Source organism: Pseudomonas capeferrum (genome assembly GCF_000731675.1).
In the GTDB taxonomy this organism is placed as follows: Bacteria; Pseudomonadota; Gammaproteobacteria; order Pseudomonadales; family Pseudomonadaceae; genus Aquipseudomonas; species Aquipseudomonas capeferrum.
In genome coordinates this window covers 790,982-817,179 of the sequence record NZ_JMIT01000001.1, presented here as the reverse complement: position 1 = coordinate 817,179, position 26,198 = coordinate 790,982, and the positions used below count along the sequence as shown (strand labels likewise).

Genomic DNA, 26,198 nt, shown 5'->3' with positions numbered 1-26,198 from the left:
AGCCAGACTGGTGTTTTTCCTGCGGCCGGTGCATGCTCGAAGCTGAAGCGTTTCACCTGGCACGCAATCCGCTCAGATATGTGAGGTGCAGTACCCATGAACCGTCTGCTCGATTCACTCTTCCCCACTGCCGACAACATCCCCGACACCTGGCGCCTGGAAGCCCCCCTGGAACAACGCGACTACTTGGTGAACGGCCAGCTCAAGCGCTGGGACGGCCCGCTGGCCACGGTGCGCAGCCCGGTCTGGCTGAAGCAGGCCGACGGCGAGCAGCAGGTCGTGCTCGGCAGCGCCCCGCTGCTTGACGCCGACACCGCCCTTACCGCGCTGGATGCCGCCGTGCAGGCCTACGACAAAGGCCGCGGCGCCTGGCCAACGATGCGCGTGGCCGAGCGCATACAGCACGTCGAAAGCTTCCTTGCACGCATGCGCGAACAGCGCCAGGCGGTGGTCAAACTGCTGATGTGGGAAATCGGCAAGAACCTCAAGGACTCGGAAAAAGAGTTCGACCGCACCTGCGACTACATCGTCGACACCATCAATGCACTCAAGGACCTCGACCGCCGCTCAAGCCGTTTCGAGCTCGAACAAGGCACCCTTGGCCAGATCCGTCGGGCGCCACTGGGCGTGGCACTGTGCATGGGGCCATACAACTATCCCCTCAATGAAACCTTCACAACGTTGATCCCCGCGCTGATCATGGGCAATACCGTGGTGTTCAAGCCGGCCAAGTTTGGCGTGCTGCTGATTCGCCCGTTGCTCGAAGCTTTCCGCGACAGCTTCCCGCCTGGGGTGATCAACGTCATCTATGGCCGCGGCCGCGAGACCGTCAGCGCGCTCATGGCCAGCGGCCTGGTCGACGTGTTCGCCTTCATCGGTACCCACAAAGCCGCCAGCGACCTGAAGAAACTGCACCCACGCCCACACCGCCTGCGCGCGGCGCTCGGCCTGGACGCCAAGAACCCCGGCATCGTGCTGCCCCAGGTCGACCTGGACAACGCCGTCGAAGAGGCCGTCACCGGCGCCCTGTCATTCAACGGCCAACGCTGCACTGCGCTGAAGATACTGTTCGTCCACGAGGATGTGGTCGAGGTCTTCCTGGACAAATTCCAGCGCAAGCTGGCCGCGCTCAAGCCGGGCATGCCGTGGGAGCCAGGCGTCGCGCTGACGCCTTTGCCGGAGCCGGGCAAGGTCGACTACCTCGACGGCCTGGTGGCCGATGCCACGGCCAAGGGCGCCCGCGTCATCAACGAAGGCGGCGGGCAGAGCCGCGGCTCGTTCTTCTACCCCGCCCTGCTCTACCCGGTGAACCATGAAATGCGCGTGTACCACGAAGAGCAGTTCGGGCCGCTGGTGCCGGTGGTGCCCTACCGCGACCTGCAGACCGTCATCGACTACGTGCTCGACTCCGATTACGGGCAGCAGCTGAGCTTGTTCGGCAACGACCCGGCGACCATCGGCAGCCTGGTCGATACCTTTGCCAACCAGGTCGGCCGCATCAACATCAACGCCCAGTGCCAGCGCGGGCCAGACACCTACCCGTTCAACGGCCGCAAGAACAGCGCCGAAGGTACGCTGTCGGTGCATGACGCTTTGCGCGTGTTCTCGATCCGCACGCTGGTGGCGACCAAGTTCCAGGAAGCCAACAAAGCGCTGATCAGTGAGATCATCCGCAATCGCCAATCGAGCTTCCTGACCACCGACTACATCTTCTAACCCGCCAGCGCTTAATGGAGAAATGGCATTTGCATTGGTCGCCAAGCTGTATAAACATACAGCTTGGCGATCAGTGTCGGCCTTGCCCTCGCAAGCGGCCAGCACTGCCAATGCAAAAGGAGGCCATACCATGTCAGCCAAACCCATCCCCGAAGGCCAGCACAGCATCACCCCTTACCTAGGTATCAAGGACGCCGCCAAGGCCATCGACTTCTACAAGCAGGCCTTCGGCGCCATCGAAATGTTCCGCCTCGACGGCCCTGACGGCCGCGTCGGTCACGCCGAGCTGAAGATTGGCGACTCGTCACTGATGCTCGCCGACCCGTGCGACATGGAGGGCGGGCTTACCGCCAGCCAGCATGTCGATGGCGCGGCCATCGGCCTGCACCTGTACGTCGAAGACTGCGACCAGGTCTACGCCCAGGCCATTGCAGCGGGTGCCACTGCGCTGCGGCCGCTGCAGGATCAGTTCTACGGTGACCGCAGCGGCACCCTGAAAGACCCGTTCGGCAACCTGTGGTTCATCTCCACGCACAAAGAGGACCTCACCCCGGAAGAAATCCGTGCCCGCGCGGCCAAACTGTTCAGTGGCAACTAAGCCGCCGGCTGCGCGCCTCAAGTTGAAAGTGAAAGCGCTTTGCTTGAAGCTTGGGGCTCGTAGCTTGGAGCTGCCCGTCAATGCGTATCATCGATAAAACCGCCGCGCAGGTGCGCAGCCTCACACCCGCCGAAGAAGAACTGCTGGTTGGCTTCAGCACAGGGACGCTCGTCGGCCCACGGCTGCTGCAGGCCAACCAGTTGCTGATGAAGGTGCGTAACGCCAACCAGTGGCTGGCCTGCGACTGCCGCAAAGACGCCCTGCCGGTGCTCAACGTGACCCTCAATGGCAGCACCGGCACGCTGTTTTTGAAAAACAACCCCGGTACCGCCGAGCATGCACCGGGCTGCCCGTTCACCAAGGACGAGCGTGAAGCCGCAGAGCGCGAAGACGACCCTGCACCACCCGCCGCGTGGCTGCCACCCGATACACCGTTGCGCCTGATCGGTGACTTTCGCCCGGCCCAGGACAACGGCGGCGGTGATGGCAATGAGCGGCGCGAGCAGCAACGGTTGCTGTCGCTGTTGCTGACCTGGGTCGAGATCAGCGGCCTGAACCTCTACGCCACCCACCTGAAAAAAGACCTCACCGGGCAGTTTGCCGAATTGCGCAGCGTTGCCAGCCGCTACCCGCTGCTGGAGCGGGTGCCGGCCAGCAACTACCTGGAAACCCGCCTGGACATGAAGCACATGATGATGCTCAAGGCCCGGCTGCGCGAGGCCACCGTGTTCGGCAACCACCGCCGGCATGGCCTGATGCTCGACTGTGTCGACCAGATCAAAGGGCGCAAGCTGTTCAACAACCGCAGCGACGAGGGGTTCGATTTCCAGGGCCATCACCTCTATTGGGGCGGCAACCGCACGGCCGGCCCCCTGTTGGCATTGGCGCTGTACTCGCCCACCAGCGCCGGTAGCCATTTCTACGAACTGATCCATGTGGCCAGCGTACCGGTGCTGTCGCGTGCCCACCTGTTCCCGGTGTACCGCGATGAAGAGCGCGAGCCGCTCAAGGCGCTGGTGTCGCTGATCGACTGGATGGCCAGCAAGGGTGTGAAGGTGCAGATGCGCCGACCGGTGATCGGCGGCCAGGTGATGGATGAACTGGTCCTGACGTCGGATCAGGACCGGGTGCTGTCAGTGTCGCTGCTGGAGCAACCGATCGGCCCCGAGCCGGATGCCGAGAACTTCAAGCGCTACGCCGACTTCAAGAGCCTGGAGACCTTCCGCAAGTTTGTGGCGGGTTTCTTCATGCGGGAGCGCTGAAACCCTCAGGTGTTGGATGTGCGTCCAACACCTGAGGTTGTACTCAGATCAACCAAGAAACAGCTGGTAAGCCGGGTTCTCGGTCTCGTCCCAATAGCGATACCCCATCTCGTCCAATGCCTGGGGCAACCTCGCCTGCTCATCGGCCGGCACTTCAAGTGCAGCAAATACCCGCGCTTCTGCGGCGCCATGGTTGCGGTAATGGAACAGGCTGATGTTCCAACGTTTGCCCAACCGCTCCAGGAAGCCCAGCAGCGCACCTGGCCGCTCCGGGAACTCGAAGCGCAGCACACGCTCATCCGCCCCAGGCGCGGCATGCCCGCCCACGGTGTGGCGCACATGCAGCTTGGCCAGTTCGTTGTCGGTCAGGTCGAGTACGCTGTAACCCTGCTCGGCGAGGCTGGCCAGCAGCTTTTCACGTGGGTCGTGCAGCGGGTGGGTCTGCACCCCGACAAACAGACGCGCTTCCTTGCCCGGGTAGTAGCGGTAGTTGAACTCGGTGATCTGGCGTTTGCCCAGTGCCTGGCAGAAGGCGCGGAAGCTGCCCGGTTGCTCGGGGATGGTCACGGCGATGATCGCCTCGCGCTGCTCGCCCAGTTCTGCCCGCTCGGCCACATGCCGCAGGCGGTCGAAATTGACGTTGGCGCCGGAGTCGATGGCGACCAGGGTCTGCCCCTGCACACCCTCGCGGGCCACATACTTCTTGATACCGGCCACGGCCAGGGCACCGGAAGGCTCGGTGATCGAGCGGGTGTCGTCGTAGATGTCCTTGATCGCCGCGCACAGCTCATCGCTGTTGACGGTCACCACCTCATCGACGAAGTGCCGGCACAGCTCGAAGCAATGGGCACCGATCTGCGCCACCGCCACACCATCGGCAAACGTGCCGACCTGGGGCAGGATCACCCGTTCGCCTGCGGCCAGCGCAGCCTGCAGGCAGTTGGAGTCTTCCGGCTCGACGCCGATCACCTTGACCTCGGGCCGCAGGTATTTCACGTAGGCGGCAATGCCCGCCACCAACCCGCCACCGCCCACCGGGACGAAGATCGCATGCAGATCACCCGGGTGCTGGCGCAGGATCTCCATGGCCACCGTACCTTGCCCGGCGATCACGTCCGGGTCATCGAAGGGTGGCACGAAGGTAGCGCCCTCTTGCTCGGCCAGCTGCAGGGCATGGGCCAGTGCGTGGGGGAAGCTCTCACCGTACTGCACCACGTGGCCACCCCGCGAACGCACCCCTTCGACCTTCAGCGAAGGTGTGGTGGTTGGCATGACGATGGTGGCTTTCAGGCCCAGGTGCGAAGCTGCCAGGGCGACGCCCTGGGCGTGGTTGCCCGCCGACGCGGTGATCACCCCGCGTTCACGCTGGGCCGCTGTCAGACGCGACAGCCGCGTGTAGGCACCGCGGATCTTGAACGAGAACGTGGGTTGCAGGTCTTCACGCTTGAGCAACACCTGGTTGCCAAGGCTGGCAGACAGCGCTGGCGCTGGCTGCAGCGGTGTTTCGATGGCCAGGTCGTAGACGGGCGCTGAGAGAATGCGCCGCACCTGCTCCGAGAGTAGCTGCTGGGGCGTGGGCGGGGTACGCAGGTTGGCGCTGAAGCTGGTCATCGATGACTCCTTGGCTGTTTTCACGGTGCCCAGGAGTCAGAGAGTAAAAACCCGCCTCCAGGGCGGGTTAGGTGCACGTACGCGCTAGCCCGCCAAACTGATAATGGCGGTAATAATAATGGCGTTCACGTGCGGGAATGTGTTCATGGGGTAAGAACTTATCCCGCCGCATGGCAGCAAGTCAACACTTTGCCTGCTGCGCCGAAAGCGGCACATCGAAGACCTTGTCGAAGCCCCACTGGAACACGAAGGCATAGACGAAGAAGAACACGAACAACGCCAGGTTGGTCAGAAACGCCGCCCACAGGCTCACATCCAGCCACCACGCCACCAGCGGCAGCAGAATCACCACCAGCCCGCCTTCAAAACCCAAGGCATGCAAGACCCGGCGCATGAAGGTGCGCTTACGCTGCTGCTGACGCGCCTCCCAGCGCTCGAACGCCCAGTTGAAGGCCATGTTCCAGCTCATGGCAATGCCCGACATGAGCACCGACAGCGCGGCCGATTGGGCCATACCGGCAGCAAACGCCAGTTCCAGCGCTGGGGCCACGCAGGCCACGGCGATGGCTTCGTAGAGGATGGCCTGGACGATTTTGCGTGCCTTGCCTTGCATGTTCAGCTCCCTGAAAAACGACCTACCAAGCTACAAGATGTGGCCCACAAGAAAAAGGCTGAAATTCATATCTGACTAACCGTTCAATAAAAGGCTCGACCGCACTGTGCGCCGCTGTGGCCTGCCCAGCACGTATTGGACAACCCTGTATTGGGCTGCTTGTACAAATGCCGTGCACGCAGCGACACGTCATGCACCTTCGTCCAGAGAGCCGTACGAGGACCACGCATGAGCCTGCATGCCTCAAAGGAGCTCACCGATGCTCAACTGCGCCATGGCCACCACCTGGACCCTCCTCAGACCGTTCTACGGCACCAACATCGACCTGCAAGACCTGGTAGCCGCCATGCTGATCAGCTACGCGCTGTTCATCAGCGGCCTGGTCATCTACAGCTACCTGCGTATCCGCCAGGCCAAGCTGCACAACTTTTATATGTCCAAGGTGCTGCTCGACCAGGCTTACGACATCGACAACTTCAAGCAGGTCAACGACCGGTTTGGGCATGATGTTGGCGATGAGGTGCTCAAGCGCGTGGCTCAGCACATCAAGGCGTCAATCGTAGGCCATGAATTCGCCAGGCTCGGCGGCGAGGAGTTCGTAATCTTCTTCCATGGGCTGGATCAGCCGGCTGCCGATCGACAGGTTGCGGCGTTGTGCAGGCGTGTACGTGAAGACCGGGGGGCGCATCCGGTGACGATCAGCATCGGGCTGGCCCGGGTGGACCCTGCAGGTACCTTGACCAGGGCGCTGGTCAAGGCGGATCAGGCGTTATATGAGGCCAAGCACAACGGTAAAGATCGCTTCGTGCTGTGGACTGCCCAGCAGAGCGAACCTACCCACCCGCAGGCAGGCGAATCCTGAACTGCGCCCCGCCCAGCGCAGACTGCGCCACCGTCAACGTGCCGCCCTGCCCTTCGATGGCCCTCCGGCTGATCGCCAGCCCCAGGCCGAAACCACCGGTATTGCGGTCACGGCTACGGTCCAGGCGATAGAACGGCTGGAAGATCCGCTCACGTTCTTCAACCGGAATGCCGATCCCGTCGTCCTCGACCGTCAGCAGGCAAGCGCCGTCCTCTTCAAGCCGCAACCTCAACAACAGGTTTTCGTCGCAATAACGCATCGCATTGCGCACCAGGTTCTGCACCGCCCGGGCTGTCAGCCGTGGGTCGAGCACGAACCGCGGCAGCTCACGCTCGGCACGCACTTCCCACTGGATGCCGCGGCTGTCGAGCTCTTCGGCAAAGCCGCCAAGCACACTGTCGACCAGCTCCAGCAACGACACCTCGACCCGCTCACGGGCCTGGTCGGCGTTGTACAGGCGGCTGTAGGACAGTAGCTCGAGCACCAATTCGTCCAGCTCACGCACGTGCCCAACCAGCTCCAGCAGGCGCTTGCGGCTGGTGGGCGGCACCTCGTCGAACAGCAGCACAAGGCCGAAGTCCAGGCGAGTCAGCGGTGTGCGCAGCTCATGGGATACCGCATTGAGCAGCTCGCGCTGCTGGTTGACGTGGCGCTCCAGGTCGCTGGCCATGGTGTCGAACACCCCGGCCAGTTCGCCGATGTTCGAGTGCGGCGAGATGTGCGTGCGTTCCGCCATCTGCCCCTGGCCCAGGCGCCGGGCGGTCTCTTTGAGCCGCTCCAGGTCGCGCCAGTGCGGCCATACCCACAGCAGCAGGCAACCGAGCATGGCCGCGCCGATCAACACGGTGACGCCCCACGACAGCACGTTGATGTCCAGTGGGTCCGGGGGTGCATGCAGGCGCACCAACCAGTCCTTGTCGAGCGGTGCCAGCACCGTCTCGTAATAGCCCCAGTCGGCGATGCGCACGGCGTACGACCCGTGCTCCAGGCGCGCCTGTTCATCCTCGCTCAGCTCGGCCTGGTCCCTGCGCAGCAGCTTGATTTCGAGCGGTGCGAAGGCGTCTGCCAGGTCTTGCTCCACCGCTGGCCAGCGCTCGCGCGGGGCTTGCTGGAACTGGCGCACGATCAGCGACTGCACGCCTTTGGCCTGGTCCAGGTTGTAGGCCATGAAGCGATCATGGAACAGCCCGACGATAGTGTCGGGGATGAACAGCAGCGCACCGGCGTAGGCGACGATGATCACCAGGTAGAGGCGCACCAGGATCTTCAGCATACTCGGTCAGCACTCCCACTCGACGCGGCTGAACAGGTAACCTTTGCCCCACACGGTCTTGATCTTGCGGGCCTCGCCAGCGCTGTCGTCGAACTTGCGGCGCAGCTTGGAAATGGCGACATCCACCGAGCGGTCGGTGCCGTTGAACTCGATGCCGCGCAATTGCTGGAGGATGCGGTCGCGGCTGAGCACTTCACCGGCATTGCGCGCCAGCACCACCAACAGGTTGTATTCGCCGCTGGAAAGCTCCACTTCTTCACCGCGCCAGCTGACCAGGCGCTCGGCCAGGTCGATGCGCAAGCAGCCGACCAGGATCTGCTCGCTGTCCAGGCGCGGCTCGTGAACGCCGCTGCGGCGCAGCAAGGTCCGTACACGCGCCAGCAGCACACGGGGCTCGCACGGTTTGGTCACGTAGTCGTCGGCGCCCATCTCCAGGCCCAGCACCTGGTCGTGGCTGTCGTCGCGGGCCGTCAGCATCAGGATCGGCAGGCTCTGCGATTCCTGGCGCAGCAGGCGGCACACCTGCAGGCCATCGATACCTGGCAGCATCAGATCGAGGATGACCAGGTCGGGTTTGTCCTGGCGCAAGGCCTCCAGCACATGATCGCCGCGGGCGATCACCCGGACATGAAAGTCGTTGCGTTGCAGGTAGCTGGCGATCAGTTCGGACAGAGCGCTGTCGTCCTCGACCAGGAGAATATTCGGCATAGGCGTTTGGGTAGCGTTCAGTGAAGACGTCGCCGGCCTCTTCGCGGGCTTACCGGCGAAGGGTCCAGCACACAGGGTTACAGGCAGAATATAGAATCCCCTATAGCGACAGGATTTTTCTTCACACTTTTTCACACACGTCCTACAGGTATTAACAGGCACCGGAACGCCGTCTGCCTTAGCATACGCACGGTCATCATCGGAAGATCCGTATGCTTATTACCCGTATTCCTCGCCTGCGCCCCGTGGCGCTACTGGCGTTTCTGAGCATCTCCCTGGCCGGCTGTGGCGACAGCAACGAGCAGGAAGAAAAAACCCCCGCCCCCCACGTCCGCGTGGAAACCCTGCAATTGCAGCCACTGGCCATCAGCAGCGAACTCAGCGGCCGGATCCTCGCCCCGCGCACTGCCGAAGTGCGCGCGCGGGTGGCCGGCGTGGTGCTCAAGCGGGTGTACCGTGAAGGCAGCGACGTCAAGCAAGGCGACGTGCTGTTTCTGATCGACCCGGCGCCGTTCAAGGCCGACCACGACAGCGCCCGCGCCACCCTGGCCAAGGCCCAGGCCAACCTGTATCAAGCGCGCCTGCAAGAGCAACGCTACCGCGAGCTGGTCGACGAAAAGGCCGTGAGCCGCCAGGAATACGACAATGCCCGGGCCAGCTTCCTGCAGGCCGACGCCGAAGTGTCCGAAGCCAAGGCCGCCCTGGAGCGCGCCCGCCTGAACCTGGGTTATGCCACGGTAACCGCGCCGATCTCTGGGCGAATCGGCCGTGCGCTGGTGACCGAAGGTGCACTGGTTGGGCAAAACGAGAGCACGCCCCTGGCCACCATCCAGCAACTGGACCCGATTCACGCCGACGTCACCCAGTCGACCCGCGAGCTCAACGCCCTGCGCCGTGCCCTGCGTGCCGGCGAGCTGCAGCAGGTCGGCGACGGCCAGGCCCGCGCCACCCTGATCCAGGACGATGGCAGCGCCTACCCGTTGCCCGGCAAGTTGCTGTTCTCCGACATCAGCGTCGACCCGAGCACCAACCAGATCACCCTGCGCAGCGAGTTCCCCAACCCGGACCTCGACCTGCTGCCAGGTAGCTACGTGCGCGTGCGCCTGGAGCAGGCGGTGCAGCCCAAAGGCCTCAGCGTGCCGCAGCGCGCCATCCTGCGTGACAGCGCCGGCGTGCCGAAAGTGCTGGTGGTCGACCCGCAGGCCCGCATCAGCGACCGTCAGGTGGTGCTGGGCAATGCCCAGGGCGACCGCTGGGTCGTCAGCGAAGGCTTGGCGCCCGGTGAACAAGTGGTTATCGAAGGCCTGCAGCACGTCAAGGCCGGCGACCAGGTGCAGGTCGAAGCGAGCCAGGGCACAGCGCCCGGCGCGCCGCCCATCGCACAGCACAACAGCCAGTGAGGGGCTGACCCATGCCGCATTTCTTCATTGACCGCCCGGTGTTCGCCTGGGTGGTCGCGTTGTTCATCCTGCTGGCCGGCGCCTTGGCCATCCCGCAGTTGCCGGTGGCCCAGTACCCCAACGTGGCCCCGCCACAGGTGGAAATCTATGCCGTGTACCCTGGCGCCTCGGCGGCGACCATGGACGAAAGCGTGGTCAGCCTGATCGAGCAGGAGCTCAACGGTGCCGACAACCTGTTGTATTTCGAGTCGCAAAGCAGCCTGGGCAGCGCCACCATCACCGCCACCTTCGAGCCTGGCACCCACCCCGACCTGGCCCAGGTCGATGTGCAGAACCGCCTGAAGGTGGTCGAGTCGCGCCTGCCCCGCCCCGTGACCCAGCAGGGCCTGCAAGTGGAAAAGGTATCCACCGGCTTCCTGCTGCTGGCCACCCTGACCTCGGAAGACGGCAAGCTCGACGAAACCGCCCTGTCGGATATCCTCGCGCGCAACGTGATGAACGAAATCCGTCGCCTGAAAGGCGTCGGCAAGGCCCAGTTGTATGGCTCCGAGCGCGCCATGCGGATCTGGATCGACCCGAGCAAGCTGATCGGCTTCAACCTCACGCCTAACGACGTAGCCGACGCCATCAGCGCACAGAACGCCCAGGTCGCCCCCGGCAGCATTGGTGACCTGCCCGCCCGTGGCACCCAGGAAATCACCGCCAACGTGCTGGTCAAGGGCCAGCTGAGCACCCCCGAGGAATTCGCGGCCATCGTGTTGCGCGCCAACGCGGACGGCTCCAGCGTGACCATCGGCGATGTCGCCCGGGTCGAGATCGGCGCCCAGGAATACCAGTACGGCACGCGCCTGAATGGCAAGCCGGCCACCGCCTTCAGCGTGCAGTTGGCCCCTGGCGCCAACGCCATGGAAACCGCCGACCTGGTGCGGGCGAAAATGCAGGAGTTGTCGCGCTACTTCCCGGAGGGGGTGAAATACGACATCCCTTACGACACCTCGCCCTTCGTCAAGGTGTCCATCCAGCAGGTGATCAACACCCTGTTCGAGGCCATGTTGCTGGTGTTCGCGGTGATGTTCCTGTTCCTGCAGAACCTGCGCTACACGCTGATCCCGACACTGGTGGTGCCGGTGGCACTGATGGGCACCTTCGCCGTGATGATGGCCATGGGCTTCTCGGTCAACGTGCTGACCCTGTTCGGCATGGTGCTGGCCATCGGCATCCTGGTCGACGATGCCATCGTGGTGGTGGAAAACGTCGAGCGGATCATGGCCGAAGAAGGCCTGCCGCCCAAGCAAGCCACGCGCAAGGCCATGGGCCAGATCAGCGGGGCGATCGTCGGCATCACCCTGGTGCTAGTGGCGGTGTTCCTGCCAATGGCCTTCATGAAAGGTTCGGTGGGGGTGATCTACCAGCAGTTCTCGGTGTCCATGGCGGTGTCGATTCTGTTCTCGGCGTTTCTTGCCCTGAGCCTGACCCCTGCCCTGTGCGCCACCCTGCTCAAGCCGCTGGTCAAAGGTGAGCACCACGAACGCAAGGGCTTCTTCGGCTGGTTCAACCGGCGCTTCGATAGCATGAGCAACGGCTACCAGCGCTGGGTCGTGCACGCGCTCAAACGCAGCGGCCGTTACTTGCTGGTGTATGGCGTGCTGCTGGCCGTGCTGGGCTATGGCTTCAGCCAGCTGCCCACAGCGTTCCTGCCGACCGAAGACCAGGGCTACACCATCACCGACATCCAGCTGCCGCCCGGTGCCAGCCGCATGCGCACCGAGCAGGTGGCCGCCCAGATCGAGGCGCATAACGCCGAAGAACCGGGTGTAGGCAACACCACGCTGATCCTCGGCTTCAGCTTCTCCGGCAGCGGGCAGAACGCGGCGCTGGCCTTCACCACGCTCAAGGACTGGTCCGAGCGCGGTGCCGACGACAGCGCCCAGTCGATCGCCGACCGCGCCACTATGGCCTTCACCCAGCTCAAGGATGCCGTGGCCTACGCTGTACTGCCGCCCCCTATCGATGGCCTGGGTGAGTCGACCGGTTTCGAGTTCCGCCTGCAGGACCGGGGTGGCATGGGCCACACTGAACTGATGGCCGCGCGCGATGCATTGCTGGCCAATGCCGGCAAGAGCAAGGTGCTGACCAACGTGCGCGAGGCTTCGCTGGCCGAAAGCCCACAGGTGCAACTGGAAATCGACCGTCGCCAAGCCAATGCCCTGGGTGTGTCGTTCGCCGACATCGGCGCAGTGCTGGATACCGCCGTAGGCTCCAGCTACGTCAACGACTTCCCCAACCAGGGCCGTATGCAGCGGGTGGTGGTGCAGGCCGAGGGCGACCAGCGCAGCCAGGTCGAAGACCTGCTGAAAATCCACGTGCGCAACAGCAGCGGCAAGATGGTACCGCTGGGGGCCTTCGTTCAGGCGAAATGGGTCAGCGGCCCGGTACAACTGACGCGCTACAACGGTTACCCGGCGGTTTCGATCTCCGGTGAACCGGCCGCGGGCTACAGCTCGGGCGAAGCCATGGCCGAAGTCGAGCGCCTGGTCGCGCAACTCCCCGCCGGTGCGGGCCTGGAATGGACCGGCCTGTCCCTGCAAGAGCGGCTGTCCGGCAGCCAAGCACCGATGCTGATGGCGCTGTCGCTGCTGGTGGTGTTCCTGTGCCTGGCAGCGCTGTACGAAAGCTGGTCGATCCCGACCGCCGTGCTGTTGGTAGTTCCGCTCGGTGTGCTCGGTGCGGTGCTGGCCGTAACCCTGTGCGGCATGCCCAATGACGTGTTCTTCAAGGTCGGCGTGATCACCCTGATCGGCCTTTCGGCAAAGAACGCGATCCTCATCATCGAGTTCGCCAAGAGCCTGATAGACCAAGGCGTCGATGCCGTGGACGCTGCGGTACAGGCAGCCCGCCTGCGCCTGCGGCCGATCGTCATGACCTCGCTGGCCTTCATCCTCGGCGTGGTCCCCCTGGCCGTCGCCACCGGCGCCAGCTCGGCGAGCCAGCAGGCGATTGGTATCGGGGTGATCGGCGGCATGCTCAGCGCAACCCTGGCGGTGGTGTTCGTGCCAGTGTTCTTCGTGGTGGTGATGCGCCTGGCCGGGCGGGGTAAGGCCAAGCCTGAAGCGCGAGCCAGCCACGCCACTGAAGGCTGACAGGTCGGGGTAAGCCGATGAACAGGAGCGTTGGCGTTGCGCTCCACGCTCCTGTTCTGGTTAACCCGCTACTTTTTGTTAACCGCCGCCTTTAGCTTCAATGAAAGCATCGAGGGCTTGTGCAGCCTTCAACTTTGAGACTTCTGCCTTTTCCGCGATGGACTTGGTCAGTTCGCCTTTGTTCATAGACTCGCTCCTTGGTTTGCAGGCTTGTCCCCAGACAGCGCCGTCGGCGTATTTAGGGCCCCATTGGGGTAAGCCCACAACTGGTAAAAATGTCAGGTCGCGCACCCTGTTGTTCTGCCAATCTGGACTTTCACTTCCAGGCATGGGAGGTTGCCAAGCCTTGAACCTTGGAAACTGCCCGATGACCTGCCCCCCCTTGCCCTGCTGTTCTGTTCTCATCCTCGCCGGCGGCCGTGGCCAGCGCATGGGCGGCCGCGACAAGGGGTTGCTGGCCTGGAAGGGCGAGCCGCTGGTGGCGCATGTACAGCGCGTGGTGCGGCCGTTGAGCGATGACCTGGTGATATCCTGCAACCGCAACCAGGCGGCCTATCGGGCCTATGCCGACCAGTTGGTCGGGGACGCCGACCCGGACTTCCCCGGGCCGTTGGCCGGGGTGATCGCCGGCCTTGCCGCGGCGCGGCACGAATGGGTGGTGGTGCTGGCTTGCGATGCGCCGCTGATCGACCCAGTGTTGATCGAGGAATTGCTGCAGTTGGCGGTGACTGGCAACAGTGCGGCGATGGTGCGCCAGGGCGGTTACTGGCAACCGATGTTCAGTGTATTGCCGCGCAGGCTGTTACCGATGCTGCAACAGGCCTGGGCGGCCGGTGAGCGGAGTTTGCAGAAGGCCCTGCTGCTTGAGCCGGTGCAGGGGCTGGAGTGTGCCGAGGGTGACCGCAGGTTGAGCAATTTCAATAGCCCTGACCTGCTGCAGGGCTGAAGGGTCGATTTCCTCCACGCATTAACCAGCCGACAGCTCCCCGACGCTGATCTCGCGCATTCTGAACTTCTGCACCTTGCCGGTCACCGTCATCGGGAACTCATCGACAAAACGGAAGTAGCGCGGCACCTTGAAATGGGCAATCCGCGCCCTTGCCCATTCGCGCAGCTCGTCTCCAGTGGCCGCATGCCCCGGATGCAACCGCACCCAGGCAACGATCTCCTCGCCATACTTGCTGCACGGCACGCCAATCACCTGCACGTCGGCGACCGCCGGGTGAGTGAAGAAAAACTCCTCCAGCTCACGCGGGTAGATGTTCTCGCCGCCCCGAATGATCATGTCCTTGCTGCGCCCGACGATGCGCACATAGCCCTGCTCGTCCATCACCGCCAGGTCACCGGTATGCATCCAGCCTTCGGCATCGATGCTTTCGGCCGTGGCCTTGGGGTTGTTCCAGTAGCCCAGCATCACGCTGTAACCACGGGTACAGAGCTCGCCGATCTCACCGCGCGGCACGCTGTGGCCATCGCCATCGACGACCTTGTTCTCCAGCCACGGCTGGGTCCGCCCGACACTGCTCACCCGCCGCTCCAGGTCATCATTGGCGCCGGTCTGCAATGACACCGGGCTGGTTTCGGTCATGCCATAGGCAATCTGCACCTCGGCCATGTGCATCTCGTCGATGACCCGGCGCATGACTTCGATCGGGCAGGTAGCGCCGGCCATGATGCCGGTGCGCAGGCTCGAGAGGTCGAACGCGTGACGTTGCGGGTGATCCAGTTCGGCGATGAACATGGTCGGTACGCCGTACAGTGCCGTGGCCTTCTCTTCGGCGACCGCGCGTAACGTGGCCAACGGGTCGAACGCATCGTTGGGGTAGATCAGCGTACTGCCATGGGTCATGCAGCCCAGGTTGGCCATGACCATGCCAAAGCAGTGGTACAGCGGTACCGGCACCACCAAGCGATCATGCTCGGTCAGGCCGAGGCTTTCGCCGACCATGTAGCCATTGTTGAGGATGTTGCTGTGGCTCAGCGTGGCGCCCTTGGGGAAGCCGGTAGTGCCGGAGGTGTACTGGATGTTGATCGGGTCGTCACAGTGCAGTTGCGCCTGGCGCGCCGCAAGGGCCTCGGCGCTGACGGCATCGGCGCTGACGGCATCGGCGCGAGCCTGCAAGGCGTCCCAGGCCATAAAGCCCGGCGGCGGTGCCGCAGCCAGGCTCACCACCCCGCGCAGTTCGGGGAAGCGCTCGCAGGCCAGTGCGCCCGGCGTGCCATGGGCAAGGCCCGGGACCAGGCCGAGCAGCATGGCGTGGTAATCGGAAGTCTTGAAGGCGTCGGCGCAGATCACCCAACGGCAACCCGACTGGACCAGGGCGTAGTCCAGTTCGCTTGTGCGGTAGGCCGGGTTGATGTTGACCAGGATTGCCCCGACCTTGGCGCTGGCGAACTGGGTGATACACCACTGGGCACAGTTGGGGGCCCAGATGCCCAGGCGGTCGCCCGGTTGCACGCCCAGGGCCATGAGCGCGCGGGCGTGCTGGTCGACGGCTGCGGCCAGTTGCCGCCAGGTGTAGCGCAATGATTGGTGGTGAACGACCAGGGCTTCGCGGTCGGGGAAGCGGGCCACGGTGGTGTCGAAGGCGTCGCCGATGCATTGGGTAAGCAAGGCCTTGCCCTGGTCGCCCTGGGAGTAGCTTGGCTGGGTCATGGGTGCGCTCTTGTTGTTCTTGTGTTGATTGGCCGGCCCTTGCGCAGGCAACACCGCCCCCACAGGTACTGCACGCCCTGTGGGAGCGGGTTTATCCGCCCTACCTGACAAACACTTGCGGCGTAGTGGTCGACATGTCCCCACCCGGCAGCTTGATGTTCTTCACTTTCTCCAGCGTCTGCGGGTCGAACACCGCCAGGTCGTTGAAGGTGCCGCCCAGGTACAGCTTGTCGCCCTTCTTGTCGAAGGCCACGCAGTAATAGGTGTGTTCAAGGTTAGCTGCCTTGATCAGTTTGCGTTCCTTGATGTCATACCGCGCCAGGCGGTTGAGCACACCGTAGATCTGGTTCGGATCCTTCGGCGAACGCAACCCGGTGAAGTACAGCTCGGTCAGGTCGGCAAACTCCTGGGTGTGGGTCTTGCCGGTCTTCAGGTCCACACTCAGGTAACCATAGAGCAGCTCGGCGGTGGCCGGGTCCTGCTTGTCGTCCTTGAACTTGGCGATGGTATAGAGCATCGAGAACTCGTGCCGGGCGCTCTGGTGCGGCCAGAAATACAGCACGTCCGGGGCGCTGTAGCCGGGCCGGTTCCAGTTGCGCAACGGCAATGCCACCTCGTACCTGCCGGTTTGCACGTCCATCTTGTAGATGTCCGGGCCGGCCACGAACAGGCTGCCATCGTCGGCGGCGCGCATCAGGTACACCTGGCGCGGCATCGGGAAGGTACGCGCAGGTTTGGCATCGAGGCCATCGGCGGTGCGGAACACCTCCAGGCGCGGCGGCTTGACCACATAGTGATCGTTCAGCCGCTGGGTCGGGTTGACCGTGGCATACACCTCTTTACCGTCCGGGCTGATGGCAAAGGAATACATCGATTTGCCGACCTCCCCGGGCACACTGGACAAACTGGCGTGGAAGGTGGTCTTGCAGGTGTCCAGGTCGATGCCGTAGAGGTCGCCGTAATGGTTGTTGAGCACATAGGCGGTGCGGTTGTCGGGCGCCATCATCGCGGTGCCGGGGCCGAACGCGTCAGGCATGCGGCAGCTCTTGTACACCGCATCCGTGGCCACATCGACCACGTGCAGGTTGTTCGGGTAGTTGGTCACGATCAGGTATTCATGGCCAGCCTTCAAGGCCGGCCCGGTGTCGTCAGCCTGTACCGCCCAGGCGCTGGCCGTGGTGGCGACGGTGAGCGCGAGCTGCGCGCAGAGTCCAGGTTTCATGCGGTTTCCCCTTGTCATTCTTGTTGGGCCGGTCACTTGTCTTTCGGGAACACGGTGCCAAGGTTGCGCCAGTCGTCCTGGGAGTTGGTCGCCTGGGCGTTCCAGTCCTGGTAGGTGCTCATCATGTCCGGCACCTGGGCCGGCCACCAGCAGGGGTCGGAACAGCCATAGAGGTCGGCCTCCATGGGCTGGCACAGCGAGCTCACGCCACCGAAGGCGTCCACCTCCCAACCCGGGTCGGTGGTGGCGGTACAGCCCGCCACCGCGCTCATCGCCATGACCTCTTCAACACGGTCTTCGGCAGCGGCCTGTTCGAGGATGCGCGCCTTGTTGTTCAGGGGCTTCAAATGCTTCATGTCAATGCGCCTTCCGCGGGGTGATATAGCGGTCGATGAAGGCCGGGTTGGCGGCCATGATGCGGCTGTAGACTTCGATGCCGAAGTCGACCCAGTCGCGCATCAGTTCGCAGTAGTGGTAGGTGGGGTGCTGCGGGTCGCCGTAGCGTGCGTAGCTTTCGTGGTAGCAGCCGCCGGAGCACAGGTTGCGGATACGGCAGCTTTCGCACCCCGTGTTGCTGCGGTCCAGGCGTTGCGACAGGAAGTCATTGAGCTGCGCTTGTTTGACGCCTTGGTGCACATTGCCAAAGGTCGGCAGGCTGGAGCCGGTGAAGCGGTGGCACAGGTTCAGCTCGCCTTCGTGGTCTACCGCCAGCATCTTCAACCCGGCGCCGCATGGCAGGGCTTTCTTGTGGCCTTCGTGGATGTCGGTGATCAGCTGGTGCAAGTTGGAGAAGCCGATGTTGCGGTGCTCCAGCGCTGCTTCCAGGTAGCGTCGGCCCAGGGTTTTCATATTGGCGAACACCTGCACCAGCTCGTCGCCGGTGAGGTTGAACGCCGACAGGTCGCCGGAGGTCACCGGAGCGAAACCGACCTCTGCAAAGCCCAACTCGTTGAACAGGTGATGCCAGATGGTCTCGACATCGGTGATGCCGCGGGTCAGGGTCACCCGCGCCCCCACCGGGCGGCTGTTGTAGCGCGACAGCAGCATCTCGGCCTTGCGCCGCACCACGTCGTAGGTGCCCTGCCCGCCCACGGTGATGCGGTTGCGGTCATGCACGGTCTTGGGCCCGTCGATACTGATCGACAAGCCGAAGCGATGGGCGTTGAGCCAGTCGATGATCTCTTCGGTCAGCAAGGTGGCGTTGGTGGTCATGATGAACTCCACCTGCTTGCCAGCCTCGGCAAAACGCCGCTCGCAGTAGGCCACCATGTGCTCGATCAAAGGCCGGTTGGACAACGGCTCCCCGCCGAAGAACACCACGCTGTAGCGTTGCTCGTCGGGCGATTCCTTGAGCAGCATCTCCACCGATGCCTCGGCGGTGGCGGTACTCATCTTCTTGCCGGCCGAAGGTTTGTCCAGGTCCTCCTTGTAGCAGTAGGTGCAACTGAGGTTGCAGCCGGTGTTGACGTTGAGCACCACCGTGTTCAACGCCGTACGCTCGACCTGCTTGAGGGCGATTTCCGGCGTCAGTGGCGAGCCGTCGCTGACCACTTCCAGGGCGATCAGCTCGCGCAGGGTCTCTTCGATATCGACGCCGGCAAACTGCTGGCCGAGGCGCTGCATCAGCTCTTCGGCAGAGCAGCCTTGCTGGCGCAGGGTGTCGATGATGCCGCCGGTTACCGCGTCAGTGGCAAACAGCGAGCTGCTTGGGATATGAAACAGCATGCGGTCGGCATCGACCTGCACTTCGTGCAGGTTGCGTTCGACCAGGTTCAATTGTGCGCCCATGGCGACCTCCGATAATCGATCCGTTGGAAAACGCGTTCACACCTGCCTTATGGCAAGGGCGGGTTGTTCCAGCGTTGGACGGTGACGATCATGTGGCCCTCGCCGGTCTGGCCGCCGTCAGCCAGGGTGGCAATGACCTTCAGGTTGCCCGCGTTGTTGGTCATCATCTTGCGTGCCGGGTTAGGCCCTGCGCCGCCGGGCACGAAGACCCCGTCGGCCTGCATCTGGCCGGCGAACTTGACGTCCTCGTCCTCGACTGCACGCTCGTTGAACGGCTCGACGTTCCACTTGGCCGGCAGGTAACCGATGCGCAGCGGCTGGCCGCTGGCGTCCTTGCCCCAGGCTTCGGCTTCGAAACGCCCTTGCACCTTCGGTACCGAAGCGCCGTTCTCGCCGATGCGGGCGATGGAGAACGCCGGCACCACCTTGACCTCGTCGACCTTGTCGTACACCGCCAGGTTGACGCCCTTGAGCGCGCCCACCACCACTTCTCGCTGGCCTGGCTTGGCGTCTGCCGCCGCGCGCGCCTTGACCCGCATCAGGGTCGGCGTGGCCTCAAGTACTTCGGTCACTTCAACACCTGCGCCCAGTTCCGGCTTGCCCGACAGGCCGCTGCCGACCAGGGTGATCTCGCTCTCGGCACCCACCTTGATGTACGCCGGCTGCACTGCCAGCAGGCGTGCCTTGCCCGCTTTCACGGCGCTGAAATCCAGGCCGCGCTCATCGTGATCGGCCTCGAACATGCGGCCTTTCATCTCGCCATCCAGCGCCGCGAATACCTGGCGCAGGTTGCTGTCGCCGACTTTCACGTTGCCGCGCCATTCATAGCCGTTGTAGAGAATCGCCGAGCCGCTGCCCGTGAACGGCGTACCGTCGGCGTAGCTGCCGTTGACCTCGACCTTGAAGGTGTCGCCCTCCCCCGCGCTGACAGTCATCACCCCGCGTACATCGCCTTTGGCCAACATGTGGCCGCTGAACGCCCACTGCCCTGGCAACGCATCGGCCTTGGGCCGGGCCTGCTGCCATTGGGCCCAGGCCGGGCTGTCGAGCGGGAAGCGCTTGGCCAGGTCCGGCACCACTTGCTTGAGGGCGATTTCCAGCCAGTCGCGATCGCGGGCCTGGGCCTGGTATTCGAGGGACGGCCATTGGCCGAGGTGGAAGTTGACCAGGTGTTCCCATTCCTGGGCCGGGCGGCGTTGCAAGGCGACCCGGGCACCGGAGTGGCAACGGCCACAGGTTTCACTGAGCTGTTGGTCGAAGTGCTCGACCGTGTTCAGCCGGCGCTCCATGGCGTAACGCACGCCGTCGGTTTCACTGGGCGCCAGGCCCTGCTTGTCGGCCAGGTACTTGACCAGGGTGCGCCGATCATCGTCGCTGATCTGCAGGCCGTGCATGACCTGCATGCGGGCGATGCTCATCAGCCAGCCTTCGGGCGTCTTGCGCTGATGGCTGATGCGGCTGTAGTTGTCGTTGCCCTCGGGGATATGGCAACCCATGCACTTGGTTTGCAACAGGCTCGGGCCCTGCTCGGCCGCCATGGCCTGGGTGCTCAGCAGCGCGGCGGCGACCAGCGCCAGTTTGCCCGCATGCCGCCGGAGTCGAGTCGTCTTCAAGGTCAGACCTCCACGGTTGTTGTTCTTATCGTTTTTGCACGCTTTGGTACAGCAGATGTGCATGTGACTATGGCGATACAGGAACTGTGCCACCTGCTTCAAATGTGTTGAATTTCAGCCTCTTAGTAGGTTTACAACGGTCGTGAAGGCGAACCTGAGCCTTGTCGGAGCGTGCCATTTCGCGACAGTGTGTTTCATGTTGAGACAGGGCCCTGCCCCGCGAAGAGGCCAGTGCAGGCAGTGTTTCACCACCGTCTCACAGCGTCTCAATGTGCAACAGCGCAACCCTGCAATCGCAACCTTGCACGGCGGCAAACCCCAAGCGCCTCAAGCCCTTGGACCCGATCGGCGACCTTGGCACGGCCATTGCGCAACCGCCTCTCACATTCCAATGACAAGAGGCACTGCCCCATGCTTTCCGAACTGCCCATCCTGCCCGCCACCCGCGCCTTCCTCGAACGCAAGCTGAAGATGCGCATCGGCGCCGACTGGCAGGACGCCGCCAGCGGGCGCACCCTGTCGTTTCGCAACCCGGCCACTGGCGAGGTGCTCGGTGAAGTGCCCGCCGCCGACGCCGAAGATGTCGACCGCGCCGTACGTGCCGCGCGCCAGGCCTTCGACGATTCGCCGTGGAGCCGCCTGCGCCCGCGAGAGCGCCAGAACATGCTGTGGCGTCTGGCCGACCTCATGGAGCGCGATGCGCAACAACTGGCTGAGCTTGAGTGCCTGAACAACGGTAAGAGCGCCGCCGTGGCCAAGGTCATGGACGTGCAGTTGGCCATCGATTTCTTGCGCTACATGGCCGGCTGGGCCACCAAGATCGAGGGTAGCACCGTCGAAGCTTCGATGCCGTTGATGCCCAACGACCAGTTCCACGGCTTTGTCCGCCGCGAGGCGGTTGGCGTGGTGGGCGCCATCGTCGCCTGGAACTTCCCGCTGCTGCTGGCCTGCTGGAAGCTGGGCCCGGCCTTGGCCACCGGCTGCACGGTGGTGCTCAAGCCCGCCGACGAAACCCCACTGACCGCGCTCAAACTGGCCGAACTGGTGGACGAAGCCGGCTACCCGGCCGGCGTGCTCAACGTGATTACCGGCACCGGCCTGAATGCCGGTGCGGCGCTCAGCCGTCACCCGGGCGTCGACAAGCTGACCTTCACCGGCTCGACCGAAGTCGGCAAGCTGATCGGCAAGGCGGCCATGGACAACATGACCCGCGTCACCCTGGAACTCGGCGGCAAGTCGCCGACCATCGTCATGCCCGACGCCAACCTGCAAGAAGCCGCCGCCGGCGCCGCCACGGCAATCTTCTTCAACCAGGGCCAGGTGTGCTGCGCAGGCTCGCGGCTGTACGTGCACCGCAAGCACTTCGACAACGTGGTGGCCGACATCGCCGGCATTGCCAACGGCATGAAGCTCGGCAGCGGGTTGGACCCAGCGGTGCAAATGGGCCCGCTGATCTCGGCCAAGCAGCAGGACCGCGTCACCGGCTACATCGAGCTCGGCCGCGAGCTGGGCGCAACCATTGCCTGCGGTGGCGAAAGCTTCGGGCCGGGGTACTTCGTCAAGCCGACCGTCATCGTCGATGTCGATCAGCGCCACCGCCTGGTGCAGGAAGAAATCTTCGGGCCGGTGCTGGTGGCGATGCCGTTCGATGACATCGACGAGGTGATCGGCATGGCCAACGACAACCCCTATGGGCTGGGGGCGAGCATCTGGTCGAACGACCTGGGGGCGGTGCATCGGATGATTCCGCGGATCAAGTCCGGGTCGGTGTGGGTCAACTGCCACAGCGCGCTCGACCCTGCCCTGCCGTTCGGTGGCTACAAGATGTCCGGCGTCGGCCGCGAAATGGGTGCGGCGGCCATCGAGCACTACACCGAACTCAAGTCGGTGTTGATCAAGCTCTGACCTTCAGCCGCTACCGGCCCTTGCACAGGTACACCACTGAACGCGAAAGCTGTGGGGTACCTGTGGCAGCGGGTTCACCCGCGAAGCGGCCGGCACAGGCCGCGCAAAAACAACAATTGTGGGGGCGTGAAACGCCCCCGGGTTCTCAACCATAGCCCTGTTCAACGAGCCAACGCCGCACCCACATCTGCTGCTCCTGCGGCTGCCCCGCAAGCACAGCATTTAGCGCCTGGCCAGCCTGCAACCTGCGTACCAGCGGCGCCAGTTCCACGCCCTGCAAATGCCAGACCCCAAGCGGCTGGTCCGCCGTCACCACCACCTCGGCTTCGTCCACCAGCCCGTCACGCAGTACCGGTCGCCGCGCCACCCGTACCGCCTGCCAGTCCGCGGCCGTGTGCAGCGGTTGTGCATCCGGCCACCCCTGGCGACCGTCCCAGAACGGTTGCCCGGCCCGGCCTTGCTCCTGGGCATAGAAATCCCGACCGATGCGGGCAAAGCGCAGGAACAGTTGCTCGACCCGCTGCCGATGAAACTGCAGCGCCAACGCCGCCCGCTCGGGCCGGCGCAACAGGGTGTTGATGACCACAGGCGCCTGCAGCGCCGAGGACAGCGACTGGAAAATGCCGTTGCCCGACAAGGGGTCTACCGCCATCGCCGCATCACCCACCCGCAGCCAGCTCTCTGCGGCACAGTCGCCCGCCAGGATCGCCGTGCTGCTGCGCGCATGTACCTGCGCCGGTGCCAGCGCCTGCTCATCGAACAGCTCGGCCACCAGCGCGCTGTGCCGTCGGCGGTTGGCGCAAGAGTCAGCCAAAGCCGCCTTGCCCGGCAGCCCTGCGGCGTCCAGGGTGACCTGCCAGTAGCAGCGGCCATCTTCCAGGCGGGCCATCCACGCCCAGCCGTCCTCCAGGCTTTCCACCGCCGATGCCGGCACGCCTGGGCGACCTTGCCAGGTGTTGAGGAGGCTGACCGTCTCCGGCCCTCGCAGGCGGTCGGCGGCTAGCGGTGCCTGGCGGCCGCGGGCTTCGACCAGAAACTGCGCCGCCAGTACCTGGCCATCGTCAAGGCGCACACGGTGCCCGTCTTGTTGCGACACCTCACGCACCCGGCCCTCGACCACGGTCACGCCGGCACTGAGCAAATCGTCACGCAGTGCCCGGTCAAAGCGTTGCCTGTCGAGCAGAAACTCCTGGTTCATCTGCAGGTGCTGGCCGTTCCAGCGCACCTGCCGGCTTGCCGGCATCGCTGCCTGCCTCAGCGCGCCGCCAAGGCCTGCGTGGCGCAAACCTTCCAGTACCCGTTGTGAAACGCCTTCGACCGCAGCAAAGCGGCGCCATTCAGAGACCACCGTGACCGGGTAGCCCAGGCGCCGCAAACCGATGGCCGTGGCCGCCCCTGCAGGGCCGGCGCCCAGCACCAGGATGCGTGGCTCAGACATCTTCGGCAACTCGCCGCTCAGGGCCATTGAACGCGGCATGGGCGCGCAACCAGTCGAACACCTGCTGGCGTTGCAGGCCCGGCCGTTCCCGCAGCAACGCCGCCACCCGACCGGTCAAGGCCGCACAGCCCAGGCTTGCACCGGCCAGGCCGCCTGCGCCCACAGCGCCACCGAAGTCGGCCTGGGTGCTGCCGAGCCACGACCACTGCCCCGCTGCACAGCGGGCATCGCCGGTCATGCGGATCACGCCTGGGTAGCTCGCCGGGTAGACCGCGCCGCCCTGTGCCGGGCTGGAGGCGCACAGCAGCACGCCGGCGGCCTGGGCCTCGGCACAGGCCTGATGCAGCACCGGCCGGTCCTGATGCAGGCCAAGGCTGAGGTTGATCAGTGTCGCGCCCTCTTCCACCAGCCATAACACCGCAGCCGCCACCTGCAACGCACTGGTGCTCGCCTGCGCGTTGAACACCTGAGCCACCAGCAGCGGAACGGGGCCTGATTCACGCAGCAAGCCCGCGACGACAGCGCTGCCGTGCCCCAGCTGGTCAGGCAGCGTTTCACCTTCGCGCAGTTGGCCTTGCTCCAGCCAGAACCGCCGCGCGCCCACCACTTGCACGGCCTGGGCCGACGAGCAGCCACTGTCGATAACCCCGACCCGCAGCTCAGTGCCCATGCCTGATGGCCTCCTGGGGCAAGACCTGCAACTGCCCGTCACGCAACTGCAAGTGCAGGTCGGCATCGGCCAGGGTCGAGGCACGGTGGCTGATCAGGATGCGGGTGCTCCCAGCGAACAACTGGTCGATGGCCGCGATCACTTCCCGCTCAGTCGCTTCGTCCACCGCCGAGGTGGCCTCGTCCAGCACCAGTATCGCCGGGGCCTGCAACACCGCGCGGGCAATGGCGATACGTTGTTTCTGGCCGCCGGACAACTGCTGGCCGCGCTCGCCCAGCAAGCCGTCCAGCCCCAACGGCAGGCTTTCGACAAGGCTGTCCAGGCGTGCCAGGCGCACTACCCGTTCAAGCTCCGCGCGGCTGGCCTGGGGCACCCCGTAGGCGAGGTTCTGCGCCAAGGTGCCACGGAACAGCACGATGTCCTGGCTGACCACGGCGATGCGCCGACGCAGCGCCGCCAAGTCCAGCTCGCGCAGGTCGGTACCGTCCAGCAGGATGCGCCCGGCATCGGGGTCGTAGAAGCGTTGCAGCAGGTCGATCAGGGTCGACTTGCCAACCCCCGAAGCGCCGCTGATGGCAACCTTCAGGCCACCCGGCACGCACACATTCAGGTTGTTCAGCACCGCGCCCTGGCGCCCGTCATGGGCAAAGTGCAAGGCTTCCAGGCGCAACTCGCCTGGCCCGTCGGGTATCGGCCGTGGCGTATCCGCCTGGCGCACGGCCAAGGCTTCCTGCTTGAGTTCCATCACCCGCCCCAGACTAACGGCCATGCGCTGCACCGCCACATACAAGCCCAACAGGCTTTGCACCGGCCCCACCGCCATGCCCATGTAGGTGGAAAACGCGATCAGCGCGCCCAGCTGCCAGGTGCCCTGGATCACCCACCAGCCGCCCACCAGAAAGGCGCAGGCGCGGCACCACGAGGTCAGCGTGCCGGGTATCGCCTGGGTAAAGAACTCGGTCACCTGGACCTTGAGCAACTGGCTCATGTAGCCCTGGCCCAACTGGTCGAGGCGCCCGGCTTCCCGCCCCTGCTGGCCGGCCGCCTGGATGAACTTCATGGCGGGCAGCGTCTCGACCAGGAACGACGACACGTCCGCCGAGCGCTCGCGCAGGCTGCGTACCTCGCGCTCGACCTTGCGCCGCATCCAGCGCAGCCACAGCACTTCGATCGGGATCAGCAGTGCCAGCAGCAGCGACAACTGCCAGGACAGCATCAGCATCAGGGCCACTGCGCCGACCAGGCCGATCACGGCCGACACCGCCGAAAACAGCGAGTCGACGGCAAAGCGCTGGATTTCGGCAACGTCGCCGTCCAGCCGCGAGAGGATGTCGCCGAGGCGCCGCCGCCCATAGAAGGTCGGCGACAACTGCTGCAGGTGGCGGTACAGGTCGTCGCGCAGGGCAAACAGAATGCGCCCGGACAAGCGTGTATGCAGGTAGCGGTTGACCCCGGCCAGCACGGTGCCGAGCAGGCCCGCCCCGATCATGATCGCCGCCATGTGCCAGAGCGTCTGGTAGTCCTTGGCCAGCAGGCCTTCGTCGATCAGGGTCTTGACCAGCCAGGGTTGCGCCAGGGCCAGCAGCGAGGCGCCCAGGGACAGGCCCAACAACACGCCGATGGCGCGCCGATGGGGGCGCACGAAACCATACAGCCAGGCCAGAGCCTGGCGCATGAGTACAGGGTCGCTGGTCTCTACCAGCCTTGCGAACAGGCCGCCCAT

Annotated in this window: 19 protein-coding genes and 1 pseudogene; 8 read left to right on the top strand and 12 right to left on the bottom strand. The window is 64.5% G+C overall.

Features of this window, described 5'->3' with window-relative positions; translation table 11 throughout:
• Positions 1 to 96 precede the first annotated feature (96 nt).
• The 3 genes from PC358_RS03790 to PC358_RS03780 all read left to right on the top strand — a co-directional run bounded on the left by PC358_RS03790 (position 97) and on the right by PC358_RS03780 (position 3,576).
• Complete coding sequence (locus PC358_RS03790; RefSeq protein WP_033697633.1) at positions 97 to 1,716, top strand: NADP-dependent glyceraldehyde-3-phosphate dehydrogenase; 1,620 nt, start codon at positions 97 to 99, stop codon at positions 1,714 to 1,716.
• Between the two features lie 130 nt (positions 1,717 to 1,846).
• Positions 1,847 to 2,314, top strand: coding sequence for a VOC family protein (locus PC358_RS03785; protein WP_033697631.1), 468 nt, complete (start codon positions 1,847 to 1,849; stop codon positions 2,312 to 2,314).
• A gap of 80 nt (positions 2,315 to 2,394) precedes the next feature.
• Positions 2,395 to 3,576 carry a hypothetical protein gene (locus tag PC358_RS03780; protein ID WP_033697629.1) on the top strand — a complete coding sequence of 394 codons (1,182 nt, stop codon included), beginning with the start codon at positions 2,395 to 2,397 and terminating at the stop codon, positions 3,574 to 3,576.
• Between the two features lie 48 nt (positions 3,577 to 3,624).
• Here PC358_RS03780 and ilvA read toward each other — a convergent pair whose 3' ends face one another.
• Both ilvA and PC358_RS03770 read right to left on the bottom strand, forming a co-directional pair.
• Complete coding sequence (ilvA, locus tag PC358_RS03775; RefSeq protein WP_033697627.1) at positions 3,625 to 5,187, bottom strand: threonine ammonia-lyase, biosynthetic; 1,563 nt, start codon at positions 5,185 to 5,187, stop codon at positions 3,625 to 3,627.
• 181 nt (positions 5,188 to 5,368) lie between these two features.
• The gene (locus tag PC358_RS03770) at positions 5,369 to 5,800 is read right to left on the bottom strand and encodes a PACE efflux transporter (RefSeq protein ID WP_033697625.1); all 432 of its coding nucleotides are present in this window, start codon (positions 5,798 to 5,800) and stop codon (positions 5,369 to 5,371) included.
• Positions 5,801 to 6,068: 268 nt separating this feature from the next.
• On the opposite strand from PC358_RS03770, the pseudogene PC358_RS03765 reads away from it, so the two are divergent.
• Positions 6,069 to 6,662: pseudogene (locus PC358_RS03765) on the top strand (GGDEF domain-containing protein); the annotation flags it as partial.
• On the opposite strand, the gene PC358_RS03760 reads toward PC358_RS03765, so the two are convergent.
• Both PC358_RS03760 and PC358_RS03755 read right to left on the bottom strand, forming a co-directional pair.
• The gene (locus PC358_RS03760) at positions 6,634 to 7,935 is read right to left on the bottom strand and encodes an ATP-binding protein (RefSeq protein WP_033697623.1); all 1,302 of its coding nucleotides are present in this window, start codon (positions 7,933 to 7,935) and stop codon (positions 6,634 to 6,636) included. The pseudogene PC358_RS03765 and the gene PC358_RS03760 overlap by 29 nt on opposite strands.
• A 6-nt stretch (positions 7,936 to 7,941) precedes the next feature.
• Complete coding sequence (locus tag PC358_RS03755; RefSeq protein WP_033697621.1) at positions 7,942 to 8,643, bottom strand: response regulator; 702 nt, start codon at positions 8,641 to 8,643, stop codon at positions 7,942 to 7,944.
• Positions 8,644 to 8,855: 212 nt separating this feature from the next.
• Between PC358_RS03755 and PC358_RS03750 the strand changes: the two genes are divergently transcribed.
• The 3 genes from PC358_RS03750 (at position 8,856) to mobA (ending at position 14,129) form a co-directional block, all read left to right on the top strand.
• On the top strand, positions 8,856 to 10,043 hold the full coding sequence (locus tag PC358_RS03750; protein ID WP_033697619.1) for an efflux RND transporter periplasmic adaptor subunit: 1,188 nt from the start codon (positions 8,856 to 8,858) through the stop codon (positions 10,041 to 10,043).
• 11 nt (positions 10,044 to 10,054) lie between these two features.
• Positions 10,055 to 13,183: an efflux RND transporter permease subunit gene (locus tag PC358_RS03745; protein WP_033697617.1), complete on the top strand. Its 3,129-nt coding sequence runs from the start codon at positions 10,055 to 10,057 to the stop codon at positions 13,181 to 13,183.
• Between the two features lie 367 nt (positions 13,184 to 13,550).
• Positions 13,551 to 14,129: a molybdenum cofactor guanylyltransferase MobA gene (mobA, locus tag PC358_RS03740; RefSeq protein ID WP_033697616.1), complete on the top strand. Its 579-nt coding sequence runs from the start codon at positions 13,551 to 13,553 to the stop codon at positions 14,127 to 14,129.
• Between the two features lie 21 nt (positions 14,130 to 14,150).
• Here mobA and PC358_RS03735 read toward each other — a convergent pair whose 3' ends face one another.
• The 5 genes from PC358_RS03735 to peaA all read right to left on the bottom strand — a co-directional run bounded on the left by PC358_RS03735 (position 14,151) and on the right by peaA (position 20,462).
• A complete protein-coding gene (locus tag PC358_RS03735) occupies positions 14,151 to 15,839 on the bottom strand; it encodes a fatty acid CoA ligase family protein (protein ID WP_033697615.1) in 1,689 nt (562 codons plus the stop codon).
• Between the two features lie 100 nt (positions 15,840 to 15,939).
• Positions 15,940 to 17,061 carry a quinohemoprotein amine dehydrogenase subunit beta gene (peaD, locus tag PC358_RS03730; protein ID WP_033697614.1) on the bottom strand — a complete coding sequence of 374 codons (1,122 nt, stop codon included), beginning with the start codon at positions 17,059 to 17,061 and terminating at the stop codon, positions 15,940 to 15,942.
• Between the two features lie 32 nt (positions 17,062 to 17,093).
• On the bottom strand, positions 17,094 to 17,417 hold the full coding sequence (qhpC, locus tag PC358_RS03725) for a quinohemoprotein amine dehydrogenase subunit gamma (protein WP_008091708.1): 324 nt from the start codon (positions 17,415 to 17,417) through the stop codon (positions 17,094 to 17,096).
• A 1-nt stretch (position 17,418) separates the two neighbouring features.
• The gene (gene peaB, locus PC358_RS03720) at positions 17,419 to 18,849 is read right to left on the bottom strand and encodes a quinohemoprotein amine dehydrogenase maturation protein (protein WP_033697612.1); all 1,431 of its coding nucleotides are present in this window, start codon (positions 18,847 to 18,849) and stop codon (positions 17,419 to 17,421) included.
• 47 nt (positions 18,850 to 18,896) lie between these two features.
• On the bottom strand, positions 18,897 to 20,462 hold the full coding sequence (gene peaA, locus PC358_RS03715) for a quinohemoprotein amine dehydrogenase subunit alpha (protein WP_033700020.1): 1,566 nt from the start codon (positions 20,460 to 20,462) through the stop codon (positions 18,897 to 18,899).
• A gap of 411 nt (positions 20,463 to 20,873) precedes the next feature.
• Between peaA and PC358_RS03710 the strand changes: the two genes are divergently transcribed.
• The gene (locus PC358_RS03710) at positions 20,874 to 22,367 is read left to right on the top strand and encodes an aldehyde dehydrogenase family protein (RefSeq protein ID WP_033697611.1); all 1,494 of its coding nucleotides are present in this window, start codon (positions 20,874 to 20,876) and stop codon (positions 22,365 to 22,367) included.
• 145 nt (positions 22,368 to 22,512) lie between these two features.
• On the opposite strand, the gene qhpG is transcribed toward PC358_RS03710, so the two are convergent.
• From qhpG to PC358_RS03695, 3 genes are read right to left on the bottom strand one after another with little or no spacing between them, the layout of a single operon-like run.
• A complete protein-coding gene (gene qhpG / locus PC358_RS03705) occupies positions 22,513 to 23,805 on the bottom strand; it encodes a flavin-dependent monooxygenase QhpG (protein ID WP_033697610.1) in 1,293 nt (430 codons plus the stop codon).
• On the bottom strand, positions 23,798 to 24,475 hold the full coding sequence (gene qhpE / locus PC358_RS03700) for a subtilisin-like serine protease QhpE (RefSeq protein WP_033697609.1): 678 nt from the start codon (positions 24,473 to 24,475) through the stop codon (positions 23,798 to 23,800). Before qhpE ends, qhpG begins: the two co-directional genes overlap by 8 nt.
• On the bottom strand, positions 24,465 to 26,198 hold the full coding sequence (locus PC358_RS03695; protein ID WP_033697608.1) for an ABC transporter ATP-binding protein: 1,734 nt from the start codon (positions 26,196 to 26,198) through the stop codon (positions 24,465 to 24,467). The genes qhpE and PC358_RS03695 overlap by 11 nt, the downstream gene beginning before the upstream one ends.

What these genes read in the sequence shown, in the direction of transcription:
- PC358_RS03790 (WP_033697633.1), top strand. Translation starts at nt 97, where the DNA reads ATGAACCGTCTGCTCGATTCACTCTTCCCCACTGCCGACAACATCCCC.
- PC358_RS03785 (WP_033697631.1), top strand. Translation starts at nt 1,847, where the DNA reads ATGTCAGCCAAACCCATCCCCGAAGGCCAGCACAGCATCACCCCTTAC.
- PC358_RS03780 (WP_033697629.1), top strand. Translation starts at nt 2,395, where the DNA reads ATGCGTATCATCGATAAAACCGCCGCGCAGGTGCGCAGCCTCACACCC.
- ilvA (WP_033697627.1), bottom strand. Translation starts at nt 5,187, where the DNA reads ATGACCAGCTTCAGCGCCAACCTGCGTACCCCGCCCACGCCCCAGCAG.
- PC358_RS03770 (WP_033697625.1), bottom strand. Translation starts at nt 5,800, where the DNA reads ATGCAAGGCAAGGCACGCAAAATCGTCCAGGCCATCCTCTACGAAGCC.
- PC358_RS03760 (WP_033697623.1), bottom strand. Translation starts at nt 7,935, where the DNA reads ATGCTGAAGATCCTGGTGCGCCTCTACCTGGTGATCATCGTCGCCTAC.
- PC358_RS03755 (WP_033697621.1), bottom strand. Translation starts at nt 8,643, where the DNA reads ATGCCGAATATTCTCCTGGTCGAGGACGACAGCGCTCTGTCCGAACTG.
- PC358_RS03750 (WP_033697619.1), top strand. Translation starts at nt 8,856, where the DNA reads ATGCTTATTACCCGTATTCCTCGCCTGCGCCCCGTGGCGCTACTGGCG.
- PC358_RS03745 (WP_033697617.1), top strand. Translation starts at nt 10,055, where the DNA reads ATGCCGCATTTCTTCATTGACCGCCCGGTGTTCGCCTGGGTGGTCGCG.
- mobA (WP_033697616.1), top strand. Translation starts at nt 13,551, where the DNA reads ATGACCTGCCCCCCCTTGCCCTGCTGTTCTGTTCTCATCCTCGCCGGC.
- PC358_RS03735 (WP_033697615.1), bottom strand. Translation starts at nt 15,839, where the DNA reads ATGACCCAGCCAAGCTACTCCCAGGGCGACCAGGGCAAGGCCTTGCTT.
- peaD (WP_033697614.1), bottom strand. Translation starts at nt 17,061, where the DNA reads ATGAAACCTGGACTCTGCGCGCAGCTCGCGCTCACCGTCGCCACCACG.
- qhpC (WP_008091708.1), bottom strand. Translation starts at nt 17,417, where the DNA reads ATGAAGCATTTGAAGCCCCTGAACAACAAGGCGCGCATCCTCGAACAG.
- peaB (WP_033697612.1), bottom strand. Translation starts at nt 18,849, where the DNA reads ATGGGCGCACAATTGAACCTGGTCGAACGCAACCTGCACGAAGTGCAG.
- PC358_RS03710 (WP_033697611.1), top strand. Translation starts at nt 20,874, where the DNA reads ATGCTTTCCGAACTGCCCATCCTGCCCGCCACCCGCGCCTTCCTCGAA.
- qhpG (WP_033697610.1), bottom strand. Translation starts at nt 23,805, where the DNA reads ATGTCTGAGCCACGCATCCTGGTGCTGGGCGCCGGCCCTGCAGGGGCG.
- qhpE (WP_033697609.1), bottom strand. Translation starts at nt 24,475, where the DNA reads ATGGGCACTGAGCTGCGGGTCGGGGTTATCGACAGTGGCTGCTCGTCG.
- PC358_RS03695 (WP_033697608.1), bottom strand. Translation starts at nt 26,198, where the DNA reads ATGGGCGGCCTGTTCGCAAGGCTGGTAGAGACCAGCGACCCTGTACTC.